Raw genomic sequence first — 15,750 nt, 5'->3', positions numbered from 1 at the left:
GGATAAAGTAGTATTAATCATATTTTTCGCTCCCAATTGGTTAAGATTAGACTTAGTATAGGTGTCGATATGAGAAAAGTCAATTGTTTTTTTATAGTTTTCTGAAAAAGTTCTCATTGTATTTCCATTTTTACAACGCCAATTCATCTTCTTCAAAAAATAAAAACAAATCAGACAAGCTTAATTGACTCTTTTCAGATGCATTTAAATCCTTGATGATTTGTCCTTTTTCCATCACAATCATGCGATTACCATAATTTATAGCGTCTTCCATCTTATGAGTAATCATTAAACAAGTCAGATTTTGTTCTTTAATGATTTTATCTGTTAAAGTCATCAACTGTCGAGCTGTCTTAGGATCTAAAGCGGCTGTATGTTCATCTAAAAGTAATAAATCTGGCTTTGTGATAGTAGCCATAATTAAACTTAACGCTTGTCTTTGACCGCCTGATAAAAATCCAGTAGGTGTATCCAAATGATTTTCTAAGCCATTACCGACTTGTGCACATAAATTATAATAAAATTCTTTCTTTTGTGATATTTTACGAGTTTTTAGTGGTCGCTTTTGACCTCTTTTTTCAGCTAATGCCAGATTTTCAGTTACAGTTAGACGCGGAGCAGTTCCCATTTTAGGATCTTGAAAAACACGAGAAATATATTTTGCCCGTTTTTCTTCAGGTAATTTTGTAATATCGTGATCCATAATTTTTACCGTACCTGAATCCAGAGGTAAGCTACCGGAAATACTATTAAATAAAGTACTTTTTCCAGCGCCGTTACCACCTAAGACAGTGATGAAGTCTCCTGTTTTTATCGTTAAGTCAACCCCACGTAATATAGGGCGCGATTCATTTAGTCCATTATTAACTGTCTTGCTCGCTTGTCTTAATTCTAATGCCTCCATCACTTAGCCTCCTTTTCAAATCCTGTTTTCAAGTTCAATGCTTCTTTCAATCTTGGAATCATTAAACAAATCGCTAAAATAATTGACGAAAAGATTTTTAAATAAGTCGTATCTAAGCCAACTTTAATAATTGCTAGAATTAATAATTGATAAATGACACTGCCCAAGATAACCGTTATTAATCTTTCTGCAAAAGTAACTTCGCCGAAGATTACTTCTCCAATAATAATTGACGCTAAACCAATGACAATCACACCTGTTCCTTTTCCAATATCGGCGTAACCATCATTTTGAGCAATTAATGCTCCAGACAGTGCAATCACACCATTTGATAAGGTTAAACCAATTACTTTCATGCCGTTTGTATTAATACCAATCGAACGAGCCATTGTCTCATTATCACCTGTGACGATATATGCTTGACCAAAATCAGTGAAGAAGAATAGTAATAATAAGGTAAAAATAATTCCAACTGCAATTAATCCCATCAACACGATATCAAAGTGATCTGGTAGATTCAATTGAGTAAAAAAGTCTTGTAGTTTGGGCTGATTTAACAAAGATAAATTTGGTGTTTGCATGACAAACAACATCACTGAGTTTAAACCAGACATAACTAATATTCCTGCTAAAATTACTGGAATTTTTCCTTTAGTATAAAGCATCCCCGTAACAAATCCTGCACACATACCAGCCAAGATTCCTAAGATTGTTGCAAAAAACGGATGAATACCATTAACAATGGCAGTGACGCAAATCGCGCCACCTAGTGGAAATGATCCCTCTGTTGTCATATCTGGAAAACCTAGAATACGATAAGTCATAAAAATTCCTAATCCTAAAATCCCCCAAATAAATCCTTGTCCAATTGACGAAATTATCATAGCTAGTCTCCTTCAACTAATTCTGCTTTGTTTTTTAAATTATCTGGAATAGTAATACCAAGTTCTGCTGCTTTTGTTTCATTAATAATTGTATCGCCTGTATCAATCACCGTCACTGGTGTTTTAGCTGGATCTGCTCCAGCCAACATTTCAGCCGCAATTTTTCCTGTTTCGACACCCATTTGATATTGATTTTGTCCCACTGTAGCTACTCCGCCTTGTTTCACCATATTATCGACAGATACAAAGACTGGAATTTTTGCCTTGTCAGCTTCTTGTACTAATGTATCAAATGCGTTAGCGATAATATTATCTTGTGGAATATATAAGAAATCATTTTCTCCAGCCGCTTGTTGTGTAATTTGGGCAATTTCATTACTTGAAGAAATCGCATATTTATTCACAGTGTAACCTTCATCAGCTGCTTTTTTCTCAGCTCTTGCAATCTGAGCTAAAGAATTTTCTTCAGACGAAGAATAAATCATCCCAACCGTTTTTGCTTCTGGTAATAATTCTTTTGCTAATTCAATTTGTTGGTTGACTGGTGATAAATTATTCAATCCTGTAACGTTATTGCCCGGTTCTTCTAGGCTCTTCACCAAACCAGAACCAACTGGATCTGAGATTGCACCCATTACTACTGGAATATCACTTGTAGCATTAGCTAAAGCCTTAGCCGCCGGAGTTGCTACCCCAACTAAAACATCAGAATTCTTAGAGATTAATTGTTGGCTCATGGTATCTAATTTACTTTGATCGCCTTGACCATTTAAGTATTCAATTTTGATATTTTCACCATCAACATATCCAGCATCTTTCAGACCATCTACCACGCCATCTTTAATTTGGTCTAAAGAAGGATGACTTATAAATTGTAAAATTCCAACTGTTTGTAATTCTGATGAATCTGTTGTGGCACTTGATGTGGTTTGACGGCTCCCCATTTGATAAGCGAATACCCCGATTAAAATAACTGCTATTGCGATAATTGAACCAATAATCCCTTTGTTTTTCATAATATTTCCTCCTAATATTTTAATGTAAGCAAAAAGAGACAACTACCCTAAATATAACGGTAGTTGTCTCTCGAAAAACAAAAACCGCATAGATCGGTCTCTATGCGGGGAAAGTACATAATAAATACATCCAACATAGATACAAGATTTAGAATAGTTCTAAACGCTGCATCTATGAAATGAGTCCATAAACGCAACTTATCTACGCCAGTTTTGCCAACGATTCTTTTGTTGAGATAAGTTTGCTTTTTTCATGTGGCTCACTCCTTCTTTGATGTTGAAATTAGTTTACCCAATGAAAATGAGATTGTCAATATATTTATTAAAATAAAATTAAAAATATTTTAACTAATCTAAATAACGTTGGGATAAACGATTAAGTTTTGGGACAAACTCACTATTTAAGTGAGTCATTTCTTCTACTACAAATCGATTTTTCTCTTCACCTTTTTTAAAATAAACAAAGGTAACTTGATTTGGATTAATTTGATAGTCTTTAGCCATTTGGTCACTATGGTAAACAATTGGATAAAAATAAAATTTTCGATTCAAGGTTTCTTCCTGAGAAGGATCATTTAAAATAGCAAGTACTTTTTTATAGGTCTCTCCATGAGGCTGACAAAACATGACAGCTATCGTTTTAGAATCTTTAATTTGTTGGTCAGAGTTTTGGTAATCCATAGGCAATATATATTTAGTATCAATCTTATTATAAACTGTCGTTTCAATTTCAGTTGCGCGAAAAACCTCTCTCACATATTGTAAAGAAAATATGCCTATAGTAATTGTCATAATTGAAATAATCAAAATAGCAATCGTCTTTTTTTGGTTGGCTTCTGCTTTTAAATAAAAAACTTTCCAAAGCCTTTGGAGTGTCTCTCCAAAATTTAAGAAGAACTTTTTCATTCTATCACCCTAGTTATATTATAACGAAAAAAAAATAAACTGCTACTCTGATAAAACGAAAACATAAAAAAATTTTGTCTGAAAATTCTAAAAATGATATGATAATAATAAATTAATTAGACTTGGAGGGATTATTATGAGTAGTAACCATTTATTTGATCGGAAAGAGATTCATTCAAACAATCCTCGCTTAAGTGGCTTTAAAACAACTATTGAGACAGCTTTCTATGGTAATAATGTAACGGAAATAAAAGATGTAGCGGCTGCTTATCAGCTGGCTTTTGAAAATTCTCAGACAATCGTGACCGATTTACCTATTGATCAGCCGGAAAAATTAGGTTTGCCAACTGAAGCCAAAGTATTAGTTACTAATGATGGTAAAATCGTTGGTCGCTCTGCCATCGCGCGAAAATTAATTTTAACTACTAAAGAAGACAAGGATTTTTCTGCTTTGATGAGAGAAGTTGTTTATCACGGACAAGAGAAAAATTTTTTAAAGTCATCTGTGGTCGTAGGTTTACATAATGATTTTATGGTTAAATCTCATTTAATGATTCCTGCAAATTTTCCGATGCAACTATTTCAATACTTGATGAATTTTGAATTTTCTCAAAATCTAACAAATATCTACGAGCAGTCTCAAGAGTTTCCTAATGAAAATGATTTATATTTTTATGCTGATCCTGATTGGCAACATCCAGATTATCCTGACGGCTTAGTTATTTTAGATCCAGCACATAATTGTGGAGCCATTCTAGGACTACGATATTTTGGTGAACTTAAAAAAGCTACCCTATCTTTAGCATGGCAAATTGCTCACCGAAATGGCTTTATTGCTTGTCATGGCGGAATGAAACAATTTCAGTTGCCTAATAGTAAATACACCATGGCAGCATTTGGTTTATCTGGAACTGGAAAATCTACAATCACCTTGTCTCATCATGGAAATAAATTCCCAATTACTGTTTTACATGATGATGCTTTTGTAATTAATCAAAAAGATGGTGGGACGACTGCATTAGAACCATCCTATTTTGATAAGACTGAAGACTATGCCATGGATCATGCTGCAATTAAATATTTTTTAACTGCTGAAAATGTTGGTATAACTTTAGATGAGAATGGTCAAAAAGTTTTAGTAACAGGAGATATCAGAAATGTAAACGGCCGCTGCATAAAAAGCCGTTTTGCTACAAAAGATCGAAAGGATCATATTAACGAAAAAATTGATGGTGTTTTTTGGATCATGAAGGACGAAACTCTACCACCTATTTTAAAATTGAATGATCCGACTTTGGCTGCTATTTTTGGTGTAACTTTGGCGACAAAACGGTCAACCGCTGAAAATATTCAAGTCAGCGATCAATTAATAATTGAACCTTTTGCTAATCCATTTAGAACCTATCCCTTGGCAGAAGACTATCAAAATTTCAGAACGTTATTTACTAACGGAACAACCTGTTATATTTTAAACACTGCCAGTTTCAACGAGCGAAATATTTCTCCAGAAGTAACTTTAAAAGGGATTGAAGATATTGTGACAAAAACTGGTGAATTTGAAACTTTCGGTCCATATCCGCAAATCGAGTATTTAAATATTGATGACTACGAACCAGATTTTAATAATCAAAAATATCGACAAGCACTTAAAACGAGTTTGAAAACCCGTTTGGTTTTTGTCGAAGAAAAAACCTTAAATCCTTTTACTGAATTGCCAACAGAAGTGACTGATCTGCTAACAGAAATGATTCTAAAATTGGAAAAATAGGTTTTTTTTAAGAAGTTGTTTATAATGGATTTATCTAGGAAAGAATCGAGGAATACAGATGTCGTTTGATGGTGTTTTTACCCATGTAATGGTTCAGGAATTGGACCAACTAATTAGCGGTCGTATTTCAAAAATCCACCAACCTTATGAAAATGAAGTGGTTTTAGTCATACGCGCCAACGGAAAAAATCAACGTTTATTGTTATCGGCGCATCCCAGCTATGCGCGAATCCAATTAACCAATATTGCTTATAGTAATCCTGGTACCCCACCCACTTTTGCCATGATGTTACGAAAACATTTAGAAGGGGGTATTTTAGAAAATATCGAACAAATTGAAAATGATCGTGTGGTCCACTTTACGATCAATAAAAGAGATGAGTTAGGTGATCAGCAAAAATTAGTTCTGATTGTTGAATTAATGGGACGTCATTCAACAATTGTTTTAGTTAATCAAACCAGTGGCAAGATTTTAGATGCAATCAAGCATATCGGACCTTCACAAAATTCTTATCGAAGTATTTTACCAGGTTCAACCTATGTTACTCCCCCTTCACAGGAGCAAATAAATCCTTTTAAGGCAAATAAGGAACAAGTATTTGAAATAGTATCAACGGCTGAAAAATTAACTGGTAAATATTTACAACAAAATTTCCAAGGACTTGGTCGCGATACGGCGGATGAACTTGTCTACCGCTTAGAGGAAATCAGCAATCAAAAAATGGCTGTTTGGGATAACTTTTGGCAAGAAGTACAACAACCAACTCCGACATTAGGGAAAATCAAAAATAAAGAATTGTTTGCGCCGATCTCCTTTCTAACTTTTGAAGAAAAGCAGTCTTACGATAATTTAAGTCAATTATTAGACGCGTTTTATGGAGAAAAAGCAGAGAAAGACCGTGTAAAACAGCTCGGTAACCAGCTGATCAAAAAAGTTGAAAATGAAATCAGCCGCAATCAATCAAAACTCGCAAAGCGTCAACAAACCTTGAAGGATTCAGAAAATGCAGAAGACTTTCGACGTGATGGTGAGCTTTTAACAACTTTTATGGCACAAGTTCCTAGAGGTGTTGACTCAGTCACTTTAGAAAACTATTATGAAGAGAATCAACCGATTGAAATAAAGTTAAATCCAGCATTGACTACTAATCAAAATGCTCAAAAATATTTTCATCGTTACCAAAAGCTCAAAAATGCGGTCAAATTAATAGATGCGCAAATTAAAGAAGCCCAAGAAGAAATCAATTATTTAGAATCCATTTTGGCACAATTAGAGATTGCCGGTCCAATGGATATCGAGGTTATTCGTGAAGAGTTAATTGCTAGTGGCTACTTAAAGAAACGTAGTCAAAAGAAAATCCGTCAACACAAACCTTCACAGCCAGAAAAATTTATTGCTAGTGATGGCACGACGATTTTAGTCGGCAAAAATAATTTACAAAACGATCAATTGACCTTGAAAAAAGCCCGGAAGACCGATATTTGGCTCCATGCTAAAAATATTCCAGGCTCTCACGTGATTATTAAATCAGACAATCCTAGTGATGAGACTTTATTGGAGGCGGCCGAACTAGCTGCATACTTTTCAAAATATCGTCAATCAGCTCAAGTTCCCGTGGATTATGTGCAAGTAAAATTCGTTCATAAACCCAATGGTGCAAAACCAGGATTTGTTATTTATGAAAATCAAAAAACGTTATTTGTAACACCTGAAGAAACAACTATCCAACAATTGAAAAACAATACTGAAAATTAGAAAAACCGCCCAAAGTTTTATTTTTGGGCGGTTTTCTTTTTAAAACTAGGAACTTGGACATTCAATATCTCTAAAAAGAAATTGAAGATTGGAATCCCCACTAATAATCCCCATAGACCTAAGAAATGTTCGCTTATTAATAAGATTACAAACGTAAAAAAAATTGGTAAATTGGTTCGGCTAGACATAAATTGTGGATTTAAAACATAAGCTTCTACGCAATGTACAACAATTATTAAAACTAATACATAAATCACTGTTTGAATGCCACCGGTTGAATAAGCAATCAATGTTAGCGGCACACAAGAAAAAATCACACCAGCAACAGGAATTAAACTCAAGAAGAAGATCATAATTGCTAAAGTTGGTAACTGTGAGAAACCGATAATTCCTAATCCAATTGTTGTAACAATAGTATTAACCACCGCAATCAAGATTTGAACTTCGATAACCACACCAAATGTTTCTATAAAAATACTCCCAAAATAAGCAAGATCTTTAAAATACCAAGCAAAATGACTAGTCAAAAAGCTACCAGAAAAACGGACTGTCTTTTTCTTTTCCACCATAAAGAAAAAACTTAATAAAAACGACATGATGAAAGCTATTGTTAAGCGACCCGCATTTTGTAACTGGGTAAACACAATCGATGCGCCGCTCTCCAATTTATCTTGCCAATTGTGGGTTTCAAGATAATTAGCAACGTACTTAACTACACCTTCTGCTTCTTTCGATTGATTCTGGTAAAAATCAAATAACGTATTATAGGTATGAATCACTTGATTAATTAAAAAATTAGCGTATTTTGTAACCAATAAATAAACTACAAATACTGCAATAAAATACAAAAGCATAGTTAGTAAAAAAGTCGGTAATTTAAGCCAACGTTGAATAAGATCTACCGATTTTACAGCCAACAAAGTAAAAATAAAGGTCAGTAAGATCGTCGTCATAAATTCACGGACGCAGAATAGGACAATAATTACACTGACTAAAACAGTCAAACGTCTTAAAGTAGTATTTTCGATAAATTTTTGATACATGGACACCCCTCCACTTCTTAATCATTCTATCATTTATTAAAAGAAAAAAGCATTATTCACTCTTTTCTCAGAGTAAATAATGCTTTGTTTTATTAAGTTAACCAATTTTCAGGATTTTCCCGCCATTTTTTCAATAGAGTTAATTGATCTTCATTGATGTATTTTTCTTCTAAAGCAATTTCAATCAAAGCTGAATAATTGGTTAATGTTACCAATTTTATATCTGCTTCCTTAAAATTATCAACACCTTTGGCTAACTCATAAGTAAAGATTGCTGCAACGCCCAAAACATTAGCACCTTCTTTAGTTGCGGCAGTGGCAGCCTCTAAAACGCTTCCTCCAGTTGAAATTAAATCTTCAATAACAACCATCTTTTGACCTTCTTTGATGCGGCCTTCAATTTGATTTCCTTTACCATGGTCTTTTGCTTTAGAACGAATATAGACCATCGGTAAATCTAAAATTTCAGCTACCCAAGCAGCATGGGGTATACCAGCAGTTGCTGTTCCGGCAATCACTTCTACATCAGGAAAATTTTTTTTGATTTCTTCCGCTAAACCTTTGGCGATTGCACGGCGAACTTTAGGATAGCTCATGGTAATTCGATTATCACAATAAATAGGAGATTTTATACCACTAGCCCAAGTAAAGGGTTCATCCGGACTCAATGAGACTGCTTCAATGGATAATAAATCTTTGGCAATTTCTGCTGCAATGGTAGTCATTTATTTTTCACCGTTCCATTCATTTTTTATTTGTAAATAGCTTTCGTAAGGATTTTCTGCTTGAGTAATCGGGCGACCTACTACAATGTAAGTAGAGCCAATTTTTTTAGCATCGGCTGGTGTCATGACTCTTTTTTGATCACCAACACTGGCTCCTTGTGGTCTAATTCCTGGTGTAAGACAGACGAAGTCAGGATTTGTTGCTTGATGAATAGCCGCAACTTCTAGAGCTGAACAAACTACTCCAGCCAAGCCAGCTTTGTCCGCACACTTGGCATAATGTAAGACACTTTCCTGCAAGCTAACTGGAATTAATTGATCTTCATGCATTTGTTTTTCAGAAGTTGAAGTAAGTTGAGTCACAGCGATTAATTCTGGTACAGCTTCACCAGTTGGCGTTCCTTCGATCAACCCTGCTTTAGCCGCCTCCATCATTTCAATGCCACCAGCAGCATGAACATTGGTAATTTTTACTCCGAGTTTTGCTAAGCCAGACATAGCTTTTTTTACTGTATTTGGGATATCATGTAATTTCAAATCCAAAAAAACATCGTGTCCAGACGATTTTAAAAAGGAAACAATCTCAGGTCCTGTTTGATAAAAAAGTTCCATGCCAATTTTTACAAATAACGCCTCTTCTTTAGGAAACTTTTTTAAAAACTGGATAATCTCTTCTTTTGAAGCAAAATCCAAAGCAATAATTGGTCTTCTTTCCATCTAACCTCGCGCCTCTCTAACTTCTTTTCTTAATTGTTCCAAAGATTCAATACCTAATTCATCCAATTTTTGTGGTAAGGAATCAATTAATTTGGGACAAATATATGGATCAGTAAAATTTGCCGTTCCCACAGCGACCGCACTGGCTCCTGCTAAAAACATTTCAATCACGTCATCAACATTTTGTACGCCACCCATACCAATGATTGGCAAGTCAGTAATTCCAGCAACTTGATGAATCAAACGGATGGCAACTGGTTTAATAGCTGGTCCAGATAAACCACCTGTCATATTTGCTAAAATTGGTCGTCGCGTTTTTAAATCAATCCGCATTCCCATTAAAGTATTAATCATCGTAAAACCATCAGCGCCTCCTTGTTCAACTGCTTTTGCAATCGGAACAATATCGGTCACATTAGGAGATAATTTTACATAAACTGGTACTTTCGCAACTTCTTTTACCGCTTTTGTCAAGCTTCCTGCCGCATCTGGATCGGTTCCAAATAATAAGCCCCCGTGTTTTACATTGGGACAAGAAATATTTAATTCAATCGCGTGGACATTCGGTGCATCACCAATACTTTTGGCAACTTCTACATAATCTTCTTCGCAAGCACCTGCTACATTGGCAATTAAAGGCAAATCTTGAAATTTTTCCAAACTTGGCAGTATTTCATTCATTACGACTTCTAATCCAGGATTTTGTAGTCCAATAGCATTTAGCATTCCACTAGCAGTTTCAGCAACTCGTGGTGTCTCGTTTCCATAACGAACGAGTGGTGTAGTTGCTTTAATCATAATCGATCCTAATTGATTTAAATCATAATAATCCGCATACTCCTTACCAAAACCAAAACATCCGCTGGCTGGCATAATTGGATTTTTTAAATTCAGCCCTGGTAAATTAACAGCTAAACGATTCATTAAATGATTACCTCCCCGGCTTTAAAAACTGGCCCATCTTCACAAACTTTTAGACTTTGGTTAGGATCTTCTGGCACATGACAGACGCAAGCGTAACAAGCACCCATTCCACAGGCCATACGTGATTCCAAAGAAAGCTGAACATTTTCAACTTCATCGAAAAAGCCTTCAACAGTTTTTAACAATGCGTTCGGACCACAAGCAAAAACAGCATCGGGGTTTTCAGTAGTTTCCGCTAAAAGATGACCAACATGTCCTTTTTTACCAAAGGTACCATCATCAGTTGAAATTTTTGTCTCACTTAATTGATTGAATTCATCCAAGTAATAAATATCTTTTTTAGTCGTAAAACCTAAAAAGTGAACAACCTTCACTCCTTTAGCAGTTAAATCTCTTGAAAGTTGATACAATGGAGGGATGCCAATACCGCCGCCAACAATATATGCAGTATCGCCAGCTTTTAAATCTGTCAATTCAAATCCATGACCTAAAGGCCCCATAACATCTAACATTTCTCCAGTTATCATTTCTGAAAAAGCTTGTGTTCCAGCCCCTTCGATTCGATAAATCACTGTACAAGTCTGATCAGTCAAATTAAATTGGTTAATACTAATCGGACGACGTAACAATAAATCTGAGCGAGGCACACGGATATGGATAAATTGTCCTGGCTGTTTCATTTGCTTAACCAATTGTCCTTGTAAAACCAGTTCAAAAATGCGTGGTGCAATTTCAATTTGACTGACGATTTTCATCATTTCCTGCTTCATATTAGCCTCCCATATATCAATTGTTTCCAAATTATCAGCAGAATTTTTTTACTCCTGCTGATAATTCTACGTATTAAATTTCTTGAATCGAAAATGCTCGAGATTCCATCACTTTTAAGATAGCATTTGCTGTATCAAGTGAAGTAAATAATGGTACACCATGTTCAACCGCTTCTCGGCGGATAATGAAGCCGTCATCAGAAGTATTTTGACGATTTTTGTCCATTGTATTGATTACAACTTGTGCATCACCTTGTCTGATTAATTCTACCACGTTATCCTCAGCAGATTCAGATATTTTTGCGATCGTTTTGGCTTCGACACCATGCTCTTTCAAGTATTCAGCAGTTCCTTTAGTAGCCAGTAAACTATAACCAACTTCTTTAAAACGTTTCGCTAAATCTAAAGCTTCTTCTTTCGTCTCATCTGCAATGGTGAATAATACTGAGCCAAAGTCTGGCAAATGTAATCCACTAGCTTCAAAAGCTTTGTAAAGTGCTTTTTCCAAATTGCGATCACTACCCATTACTTCACCAGTCGATTTCATTTCTGGCCCTAAGTAAGTGTCTACTTTTTGTAATTTTGTAAAGCTAAAGACCGGTGCTTTAATGTGCACCAACTGACTTTCAGGATATAGCCCATCTTGATAACCTAAATCAGTTAACTTTTCACCTAAAATTGCTTTCGTAGCAACTTGCGCCATCGGAATATCAGTAATTTTACTTAAAAATGGCACTGTTCGACTGGCTCTTGGATTCACTTCGATTACATAGACTGTCTGATCATGAATAACAAATTGAATGTTCATCATACCAATACAATTCATTCCTATAGCTAACCGTCGTGTATAATCTTCAATTGTATTTTTAATTTCTTGTGAGAAAGTTTGCGGCGGATAAACAGCCATTGAATCACCCGAATGAACCCCAGCTCTTTCAATATGTTCCATTATTCCAGGAATTAATACTGTCGTACCATCACAAATCGCATCGACTTCGCATTCTTGACCAACCATGTAACGGTCAACTAAAACAGGATGTTCTGGTGAAGCTTTTACCGCGTGGGCCATATAATCTTCTAAGTCCGCTTGATTTTCAACAATTTCCATTGCCCGACCGCCAAGTACATAACTTGGTCGAACCAATACAGGGTAACCGATTCTCTCTGCAACTTTTACCGCTTCTGCAGAGCTAGTTGCCGTTTCGCCAGGTGGTTGTGGAATATTTAAAGCTTGTAAGACTTGCTCAAACTGATCACGATCTTCCGCCCGATCTAAATCTTCGATAGTTGTTCCTAAAATATTCACACCAGCATGATGCAAAGGTTCAGCTAAATTGATTGCTGTTTGTCCACCAAATTGCACAATGACACCTAAAGGCTGTTCCAAATCAATTACATTCATCACATCTTCAAAAGTCAGTGGTTCAAAATATAATTTGTCAGAAGTAGAGAAGTCAGTTGAAACAGTTTCTGGATTGCTATTCATAATAATTGCTTCATAGCCAGCGGATTGAATCGCTTTTACTGAGTGAACTGTCGCATAGTCAAATTCAACTCCTTGGCCAATTCGAATCGGTCCAGATCCCAGTACTAAAACTGACTCTTTCTTTGAGACTTCACTTTCATTTTCAAATTCGTACGTACTATAAAAGTAAGGTGTTTGAGATTCAAACTCGGCTGCACAAGTATCTACCATTTTGTAGACCGGCCAGATATTTTCTTGTTTACGTAAATCACGAATTTCTTTTTCTGTTTGTTCCCAAAGTTGTGCAATTTTTCGATCATTGAAACCATTTTGTTTAGCTTTTTTCAAAGTAGATAAATCATTTTGGTTTTGTGCCAACTCAGTTTCTAATTCAACAATGTGTAATAGTTTATCTAAAAAGAACAAATCTACTTTAGTTAATTCATGTAATTCTTCAATCGAATAGCCACGACGTAAGGCTTCAGCCAGATAAAAAATACGATCATCTTGAGCTTTAACCATCTTTTCAGTTAATTTATCATCAGATACCTCTGCAAGCTCTGGCAATTCTACATGGTGAACACCGATTTCCAGTGAACGAACAGCTTTTAACAGACTTTCTTCTATGTTCCGTCCGATTGCCATGACTTCACCAGTTGCTTTCATTTGTGTACCTAAAATACGTTCACCCGTTTCAAATTTATCAAAAGGCCAACGGGGAATTTTTGCTACAACATAGTCTAAAGCTGGTTCAAATTCTGCATAAGTAGTTTCAGTTACCGGGTTTTTCATTTCATCTAACGTTAAACCAACAGCGATTTTTGCCGCCAACTTGGCAATCGGATAACCAGTCGCTTTACTAGCTAACGCTGAGGAACGAGAAACACGAGGATTTACTTCAATTACATAATAGTTAAAACTATTTGGATCCAAAGCCAATTGAACATTACAGCCACCTTCAATTTTTAAAGCACGGATAATTTTTAAAGAGGCATCCCGTAGCATTTGATACTCATAATCAGACAAAGTTTGACTTGGCGCAAAAACAATCGAATCTCCAGTGTGGATTCCAACTGGATCAAAGTTCTCCATATTACACACTACGATTGCATTGTCAGCAGAATCTCGCATAACTTCGTATTCAATCTCTTTGTAACCAGCAATTGATTTTTCAATTAAACATTGAGTAGCCGGTGATAATTTCAGACCATTTTCTGTAATTACTCGTAACTCGTCTTCATTGTCGCACATTCCACCGCCTGTTCCCCCTAAAGTAAAAGCTGGGCGAACAATCACCGGATAACCGATAATTTTAGCAAAATCGACTGCTTCTTCAACTGTTGTCACAATTTCAGATTCAGGTATCGGTTGGTCTAGTTCTTCCATTAATTGTTTAAATAAATCACGGTCTTCTGCTTGGTCAATGGCTGAAAGCTTGGTTCCCAATAATTCTATCGTCAGCTCATCTAAAATACCAGAATCAGCTAATTCCATCGCCATGTTCAGTCCAGTTTGACCACCTAATGTTGGTAAGATTGCATCTGGTAATTCTTTGCGTAATATCCTAGAGACAAACTCTAATGTAATTGGTTCAATGTATACTTTGTCAGCAATCTCACGATCCGTCATGATTGTTGCTGGATTTGAATTTACTAAGACAACTTCATAGCCTTCTTCTTTTAAAGCCAAGCAAGCTTGCGTGCCGGCATAATCAAATTCTGCGGCTTGACCAATTACAATTGGCCCAGAACCGATGACCATGATTTTTTTAATATCTGTTCTCTTTGGCATTAAGCTTGCTCCTTTCCTGCATCCATCATTTCCATGAATTCATCAAATAAATGAATCCCGTCATGGGGACCCGGTGCTGCATCAGGATGATATTGCACACTAAAAGCAGGATAATCACGATGCCGAATTCCTTCGACAGTGCCATCATTTACTTCTACATGCGTCACTAGTAATTTCTCAGGGTCAATTGTTTTAGGATTTACTGCAAACCCATGATTTTGAGAGGTAAAATCAATTTTTCCAGTAGCAACTTCTCTAACTGGATGATTTAAACCGCGATGACCAAAACGCATTTTATACGTATCCGCTCCATTAGCCAAAGCAAATAACTGATGCCCCAAACAAATTCCGAAAATTGGTACTTTCCCTTGTATTTGACGAATCATTTCAATTGCTTCAGGAACATCTTTGGGATCTCCCGGTCCATTGGTTAACATCACACCATCTGGTTGCAAATCTAAGATTGTTTGCGCGTCAGTGTCATAAGGCATCACTGTTAGATTACATTCTCTTCTAGAAAGCTCCCGCAAAATACTATGTTTTAAGCCAAAATCAATCACTACCACATTACGACCAATTCCAGGGCTTGGATAAGGCGTTGATGTTGAAACTTGTGCCACTTGATTTGTTGGTAAAACAGTTGCTTTTAACTGATCAAATGCATGTTCAAATTTATCACCTGGTTCAATAATACTGGCTTTCATTGTACCGTGATTACGTAATTTTTTTGTTAGTGCTCTGGTATCAATCCCGGCAATTCCAGGTATATTTTTCCTTTTTAAAAATTCATCTAAAGTCATTTGATTGCGCCAATTGCTGGCAAGTCGCGCATGTTCCTTCACCACGACACCTTTACAAGTTGGTGAAATACTTTCGTAATCATCGCGATTCACGCCATAGTTTCCCACCATTGGATAAGTAAAAGTAATAATTTGTCCGTTAAAACTTTGATCGGTAATAGTTTCTTGATAGCCGGTCATACTAGTCGTAAAGACGATTTCTCCAAATACATTGGCTTCTGCTCCAAAAGCTTCTCCTTCAAAGACAGTACCATCTTCTAAAATCAATAATCGTTTCAAAA

Annotated in this window: 13 protein-coding genes; 2 read left to right on the top strand and 11 right to left on the bottom strand. The window is 35.9% G+C overall.

Going from position 1 to position 15,750, the window contains the following annotated elements; translation table 11 throughout:
* Window positions 1-130: 130 nt before the first annotated feature.
* The 4 genes from ID741_RS11290 to ID741_RS11275 form a co-directional block, all read right to left on the bottom strand.
* Entirely contained in the window at window positions 131-904 is a 774-nt protein-coding gene (locus tag ID741_RS11290) for an ABC transporter ATP-binding protein (RefSeq protein WP_218325272.1), read from the bottom strand.
* Window positions 904-1,788: an ABC transporter permease gene (locus tag ID741_RS11285; protein WP_218325271.1), complete on the bottom strand. Its 885-nt coding sequence runs from the start codon at window positions 1,786-1,788 to the stop codon at window positions 904-906. The genes ID741_RS11290 and ID741_RS11285 overlap by 1 nt, the downstream gene beginning before the upstream one ends.
* 2 nt (window positions 1,789-1,790) lie before the next feature.
* Entirely contained in the window at window positions 1,791-2,804 is a 1,014-nt protein-coding gene (gene trpX / locus ID741_RS11280) for a tryptophan ABC transporter substrate-binding protein (protein WP_438720035.1), read from the bottom strand.
* Between the two features lie 348 nt (window positions 2,805-3,152).
* The gene (locus tag ID741_RS11275; protein WP_438720034.1) at window positions 3,153-3,710 is read right to left on the bottom strand and encodes a hypothetical protein; all 558 of its coding nucleotides are present in this window, start codon (window positions 3,708-3,710) and stop codon (window positions 3,153-3,155) included.
* Between the two features lie 136 nt (window positions 3,711-3,846).
* Here ID741_RS11275 and ID741_RS11270 point away from each other — a divergent pair, with 136 nt between their 5' ends.
* Window positions 3,847-5,478 carry a phosphoenolpyruvate carboxykinase (ATP) gene (locus ID741_RS11270; RefSeq protein ID WP_438720033.1) on the top strand — a complete coding sequence of 544 codons (1,632 nt, stop codon included), beginning with the start codon at window positions 3,847-3,849 and terminating at the stop codon, window positions 5,476-5,478.
* Between the two features lie 58 nt (window positions 5,479-5,536).
* Window positions 5,537-7,234, top strand: coding sequence for a fibronectin-binding protein EfbA (gene efbA / locus ID741_RS11265; RefSeq protein WP_438720032.1), 1,698 nt, complete (start codon window positions 5,537-5,539; stop codon window positions 7,232-7,234).
* Window positions 7,235-7,251: 17 nt separating this feature from the next.
* Here the strand turns inward: efbA and ID741_RS11260 are convergent, their stop codons facing one another.
* The 7 genes from ID741_RS11260 to ID741_RS11230 all read right to left on the bottom strand — a co-directional run bounded on the left by ID741_RS11260 (window position 7,252) and on the right by ID741_RS11230 (window position 15,748).
* Entirely contained in the window at window positions 7,252-8,277 is a 1,026-nt protein-coding gene (locus ID741_RS11260) for an AI-2E family transporter (protein ID WP_438720031.1), read from the bottom strand.
* Between the two features lie 92 nt (window positions 8,278-8,369).
* Complete coding sequence (pyrE, locus tag ID741_RS11255) at window positions 8,370-9,002, bottom strand: orotate phosphoribosyltransferase (protein ID WP_438720030.1); 633 nt, start codon at window positions 9,000-9,002, stop codon at window positions 8,370-8,372.
* Window positions 9,003-9,719 (bottom strand): orotidine-5'-phosphate decarboxylase, encoded by a 717-nt coding sequence (gene pyrF, locus ID741_RS11250; protein ID WP_438720029.1) that lies wholly within the window; start codon window positions 9,717-9,719, stop codon window positions 9,003-9,005.
* Window positions 9,720-10,643 carry a dihydroorotate dehydrogenase gene (locus tag ID741_RS11245; RefSeq protein ID WP_438720028.1) on the bottom strand — a complete coding sequence of 308 codons (924 nt, stop codon included), beginning with the start codon at window positions 10,641-10,643 and terminating at the stop codon, window positions 9,720-9,722.
* Window positions 10,643-11,413 carry a dihydroorotate dehydrogenase electron transfer subunit gene (locus ID741_RS11240; protein WP_438720027.1) on the bottom strand — a complete coding sequence of 257 codons (771 nt, stop codon included), beginning with the start codon at window positions 11,411-11,413 and terminating at the stop codon, window positions 10,643-10,645. Before ID741_RS11240 ends, ID741_RS11245 begins: the two co-directional genes overlap by 1 nt.
* Window positions 11,414-11,486: 73 nt before the next feature.
* On the bottom strand, window positions 11,487-14,669 hold the full coding sequence (gene carB / locus ID741_RS11235) for a carbamoyl-phosphate synthase large subunit (RefSeq protein WP_438720026.1): 3,183 nt from the start codon (window positions 14,667-14,669) through the stop codon (window positions 11,487-11,489).
* Entirely contained in the window at window positions 14,669-15,748 is a 1,080-nt protein-coding gene (locus ID741_RS11230; protein WP_218325260.1) for a carbamoyl phosphate synthase small subunit, read from the bottom strand. Before ID741_RS11230 ends, carB begins: the two co-directional genes overlap by 1 nt.
* Window positions 15,749-15,750: the final 2 nt, after the last annotated feature.

The organism is Enterococcus sp. AZ103 (assembly GCF_051714685.1).
GTDB lineage: Bacteria > Bacillota > Bacilli > Lactobacillales > Enterococcaceae > Enterococcus_A > Enterococcus_A alishanensis.
Note: the sequence above shows the minus strand (reverse complement) of the source record. Positions and strands in the feature narration are given on the sequence as shown.

Coding starts and splice junctions, on each gene's coding strand:
- ID741_RS11290 (WP_218325272.1), bottom strand. CDS start 904: ATGGAGGCATTAGAATTAAGACAAGCGAGCAAGACAGTTAATAATGGA.
- ID741_RS11285 (WP_218325271.1), bottom strand. CDS start 1,788: ATGATAATTTCGTCAATTGGACAAGGATTTATTTGGGGGATTTTAGGA.
- trpX (WP_438720035.1), bottom strand. CDS start 2,804: ATGAAAAACAAAGGGATTATTGGTTCAATTATCGCAATAGCAGTTATT.
- ID741_RS11275 (WP_438720034.1), bottom strand. CDS start 3,710: ATGAAAAAGTTCTTCTTAAATTTTGGAGAGACACTCCAAAGGCTTTGG.
- ID741_RS11270 (WP_438720033.1), top strand. CDS start 3,847: ATGAGTAGTAACCATTTATTTGATCGGAAAGAGATTCATTCAAACAAT.
- efbA (WP_438720032.1), top strand. CDS start 5,537: ATGTCGTTTGATGGTGTTTTTACCCATGTAATGGTTCAGGAATTGGAC.
- ID741_RS11260 (WP_438720031.1), bottom strand. CDS start 8,277: ATGTATCAAAAATTTATCGAAAATACTACTTTAAGACGTTTGACTGTT.
- pyrE (WP_438720030.1), bottom strand. CDS start 9,002: ATGACTACCATTGCAGCAGAAATTGCCAAAGATTTATTATCCATTGAA.
- pyrF (WP_438720029.1), bottom strand. CDS start 9,719: ATGGAAAGAAGACCAATTATTGCTTTGGATTTTGCTTCAAAAGAAGAG.
- ID741_RS11245 (WP_438720028.1), bottom strand. CDS start 10,643: ATGAATCGTTTAGCTGTTAATTTACCAGGGCTGAATTTAAAAAATCCA.
- ID741_RS11240 (WP_438720027.1), bottom strand. CDS start 11,413: ATGAAGCAGGAAATGATGAAAATCGTCAGTCAAATTGAAATTGCACCA.
- carB (WP_438720026.1), bottom strand. CDS start 14,669: ATGCCAAAGAGAACAGATATTAAAAAAATCATGGTCATCGGTTCTGGG.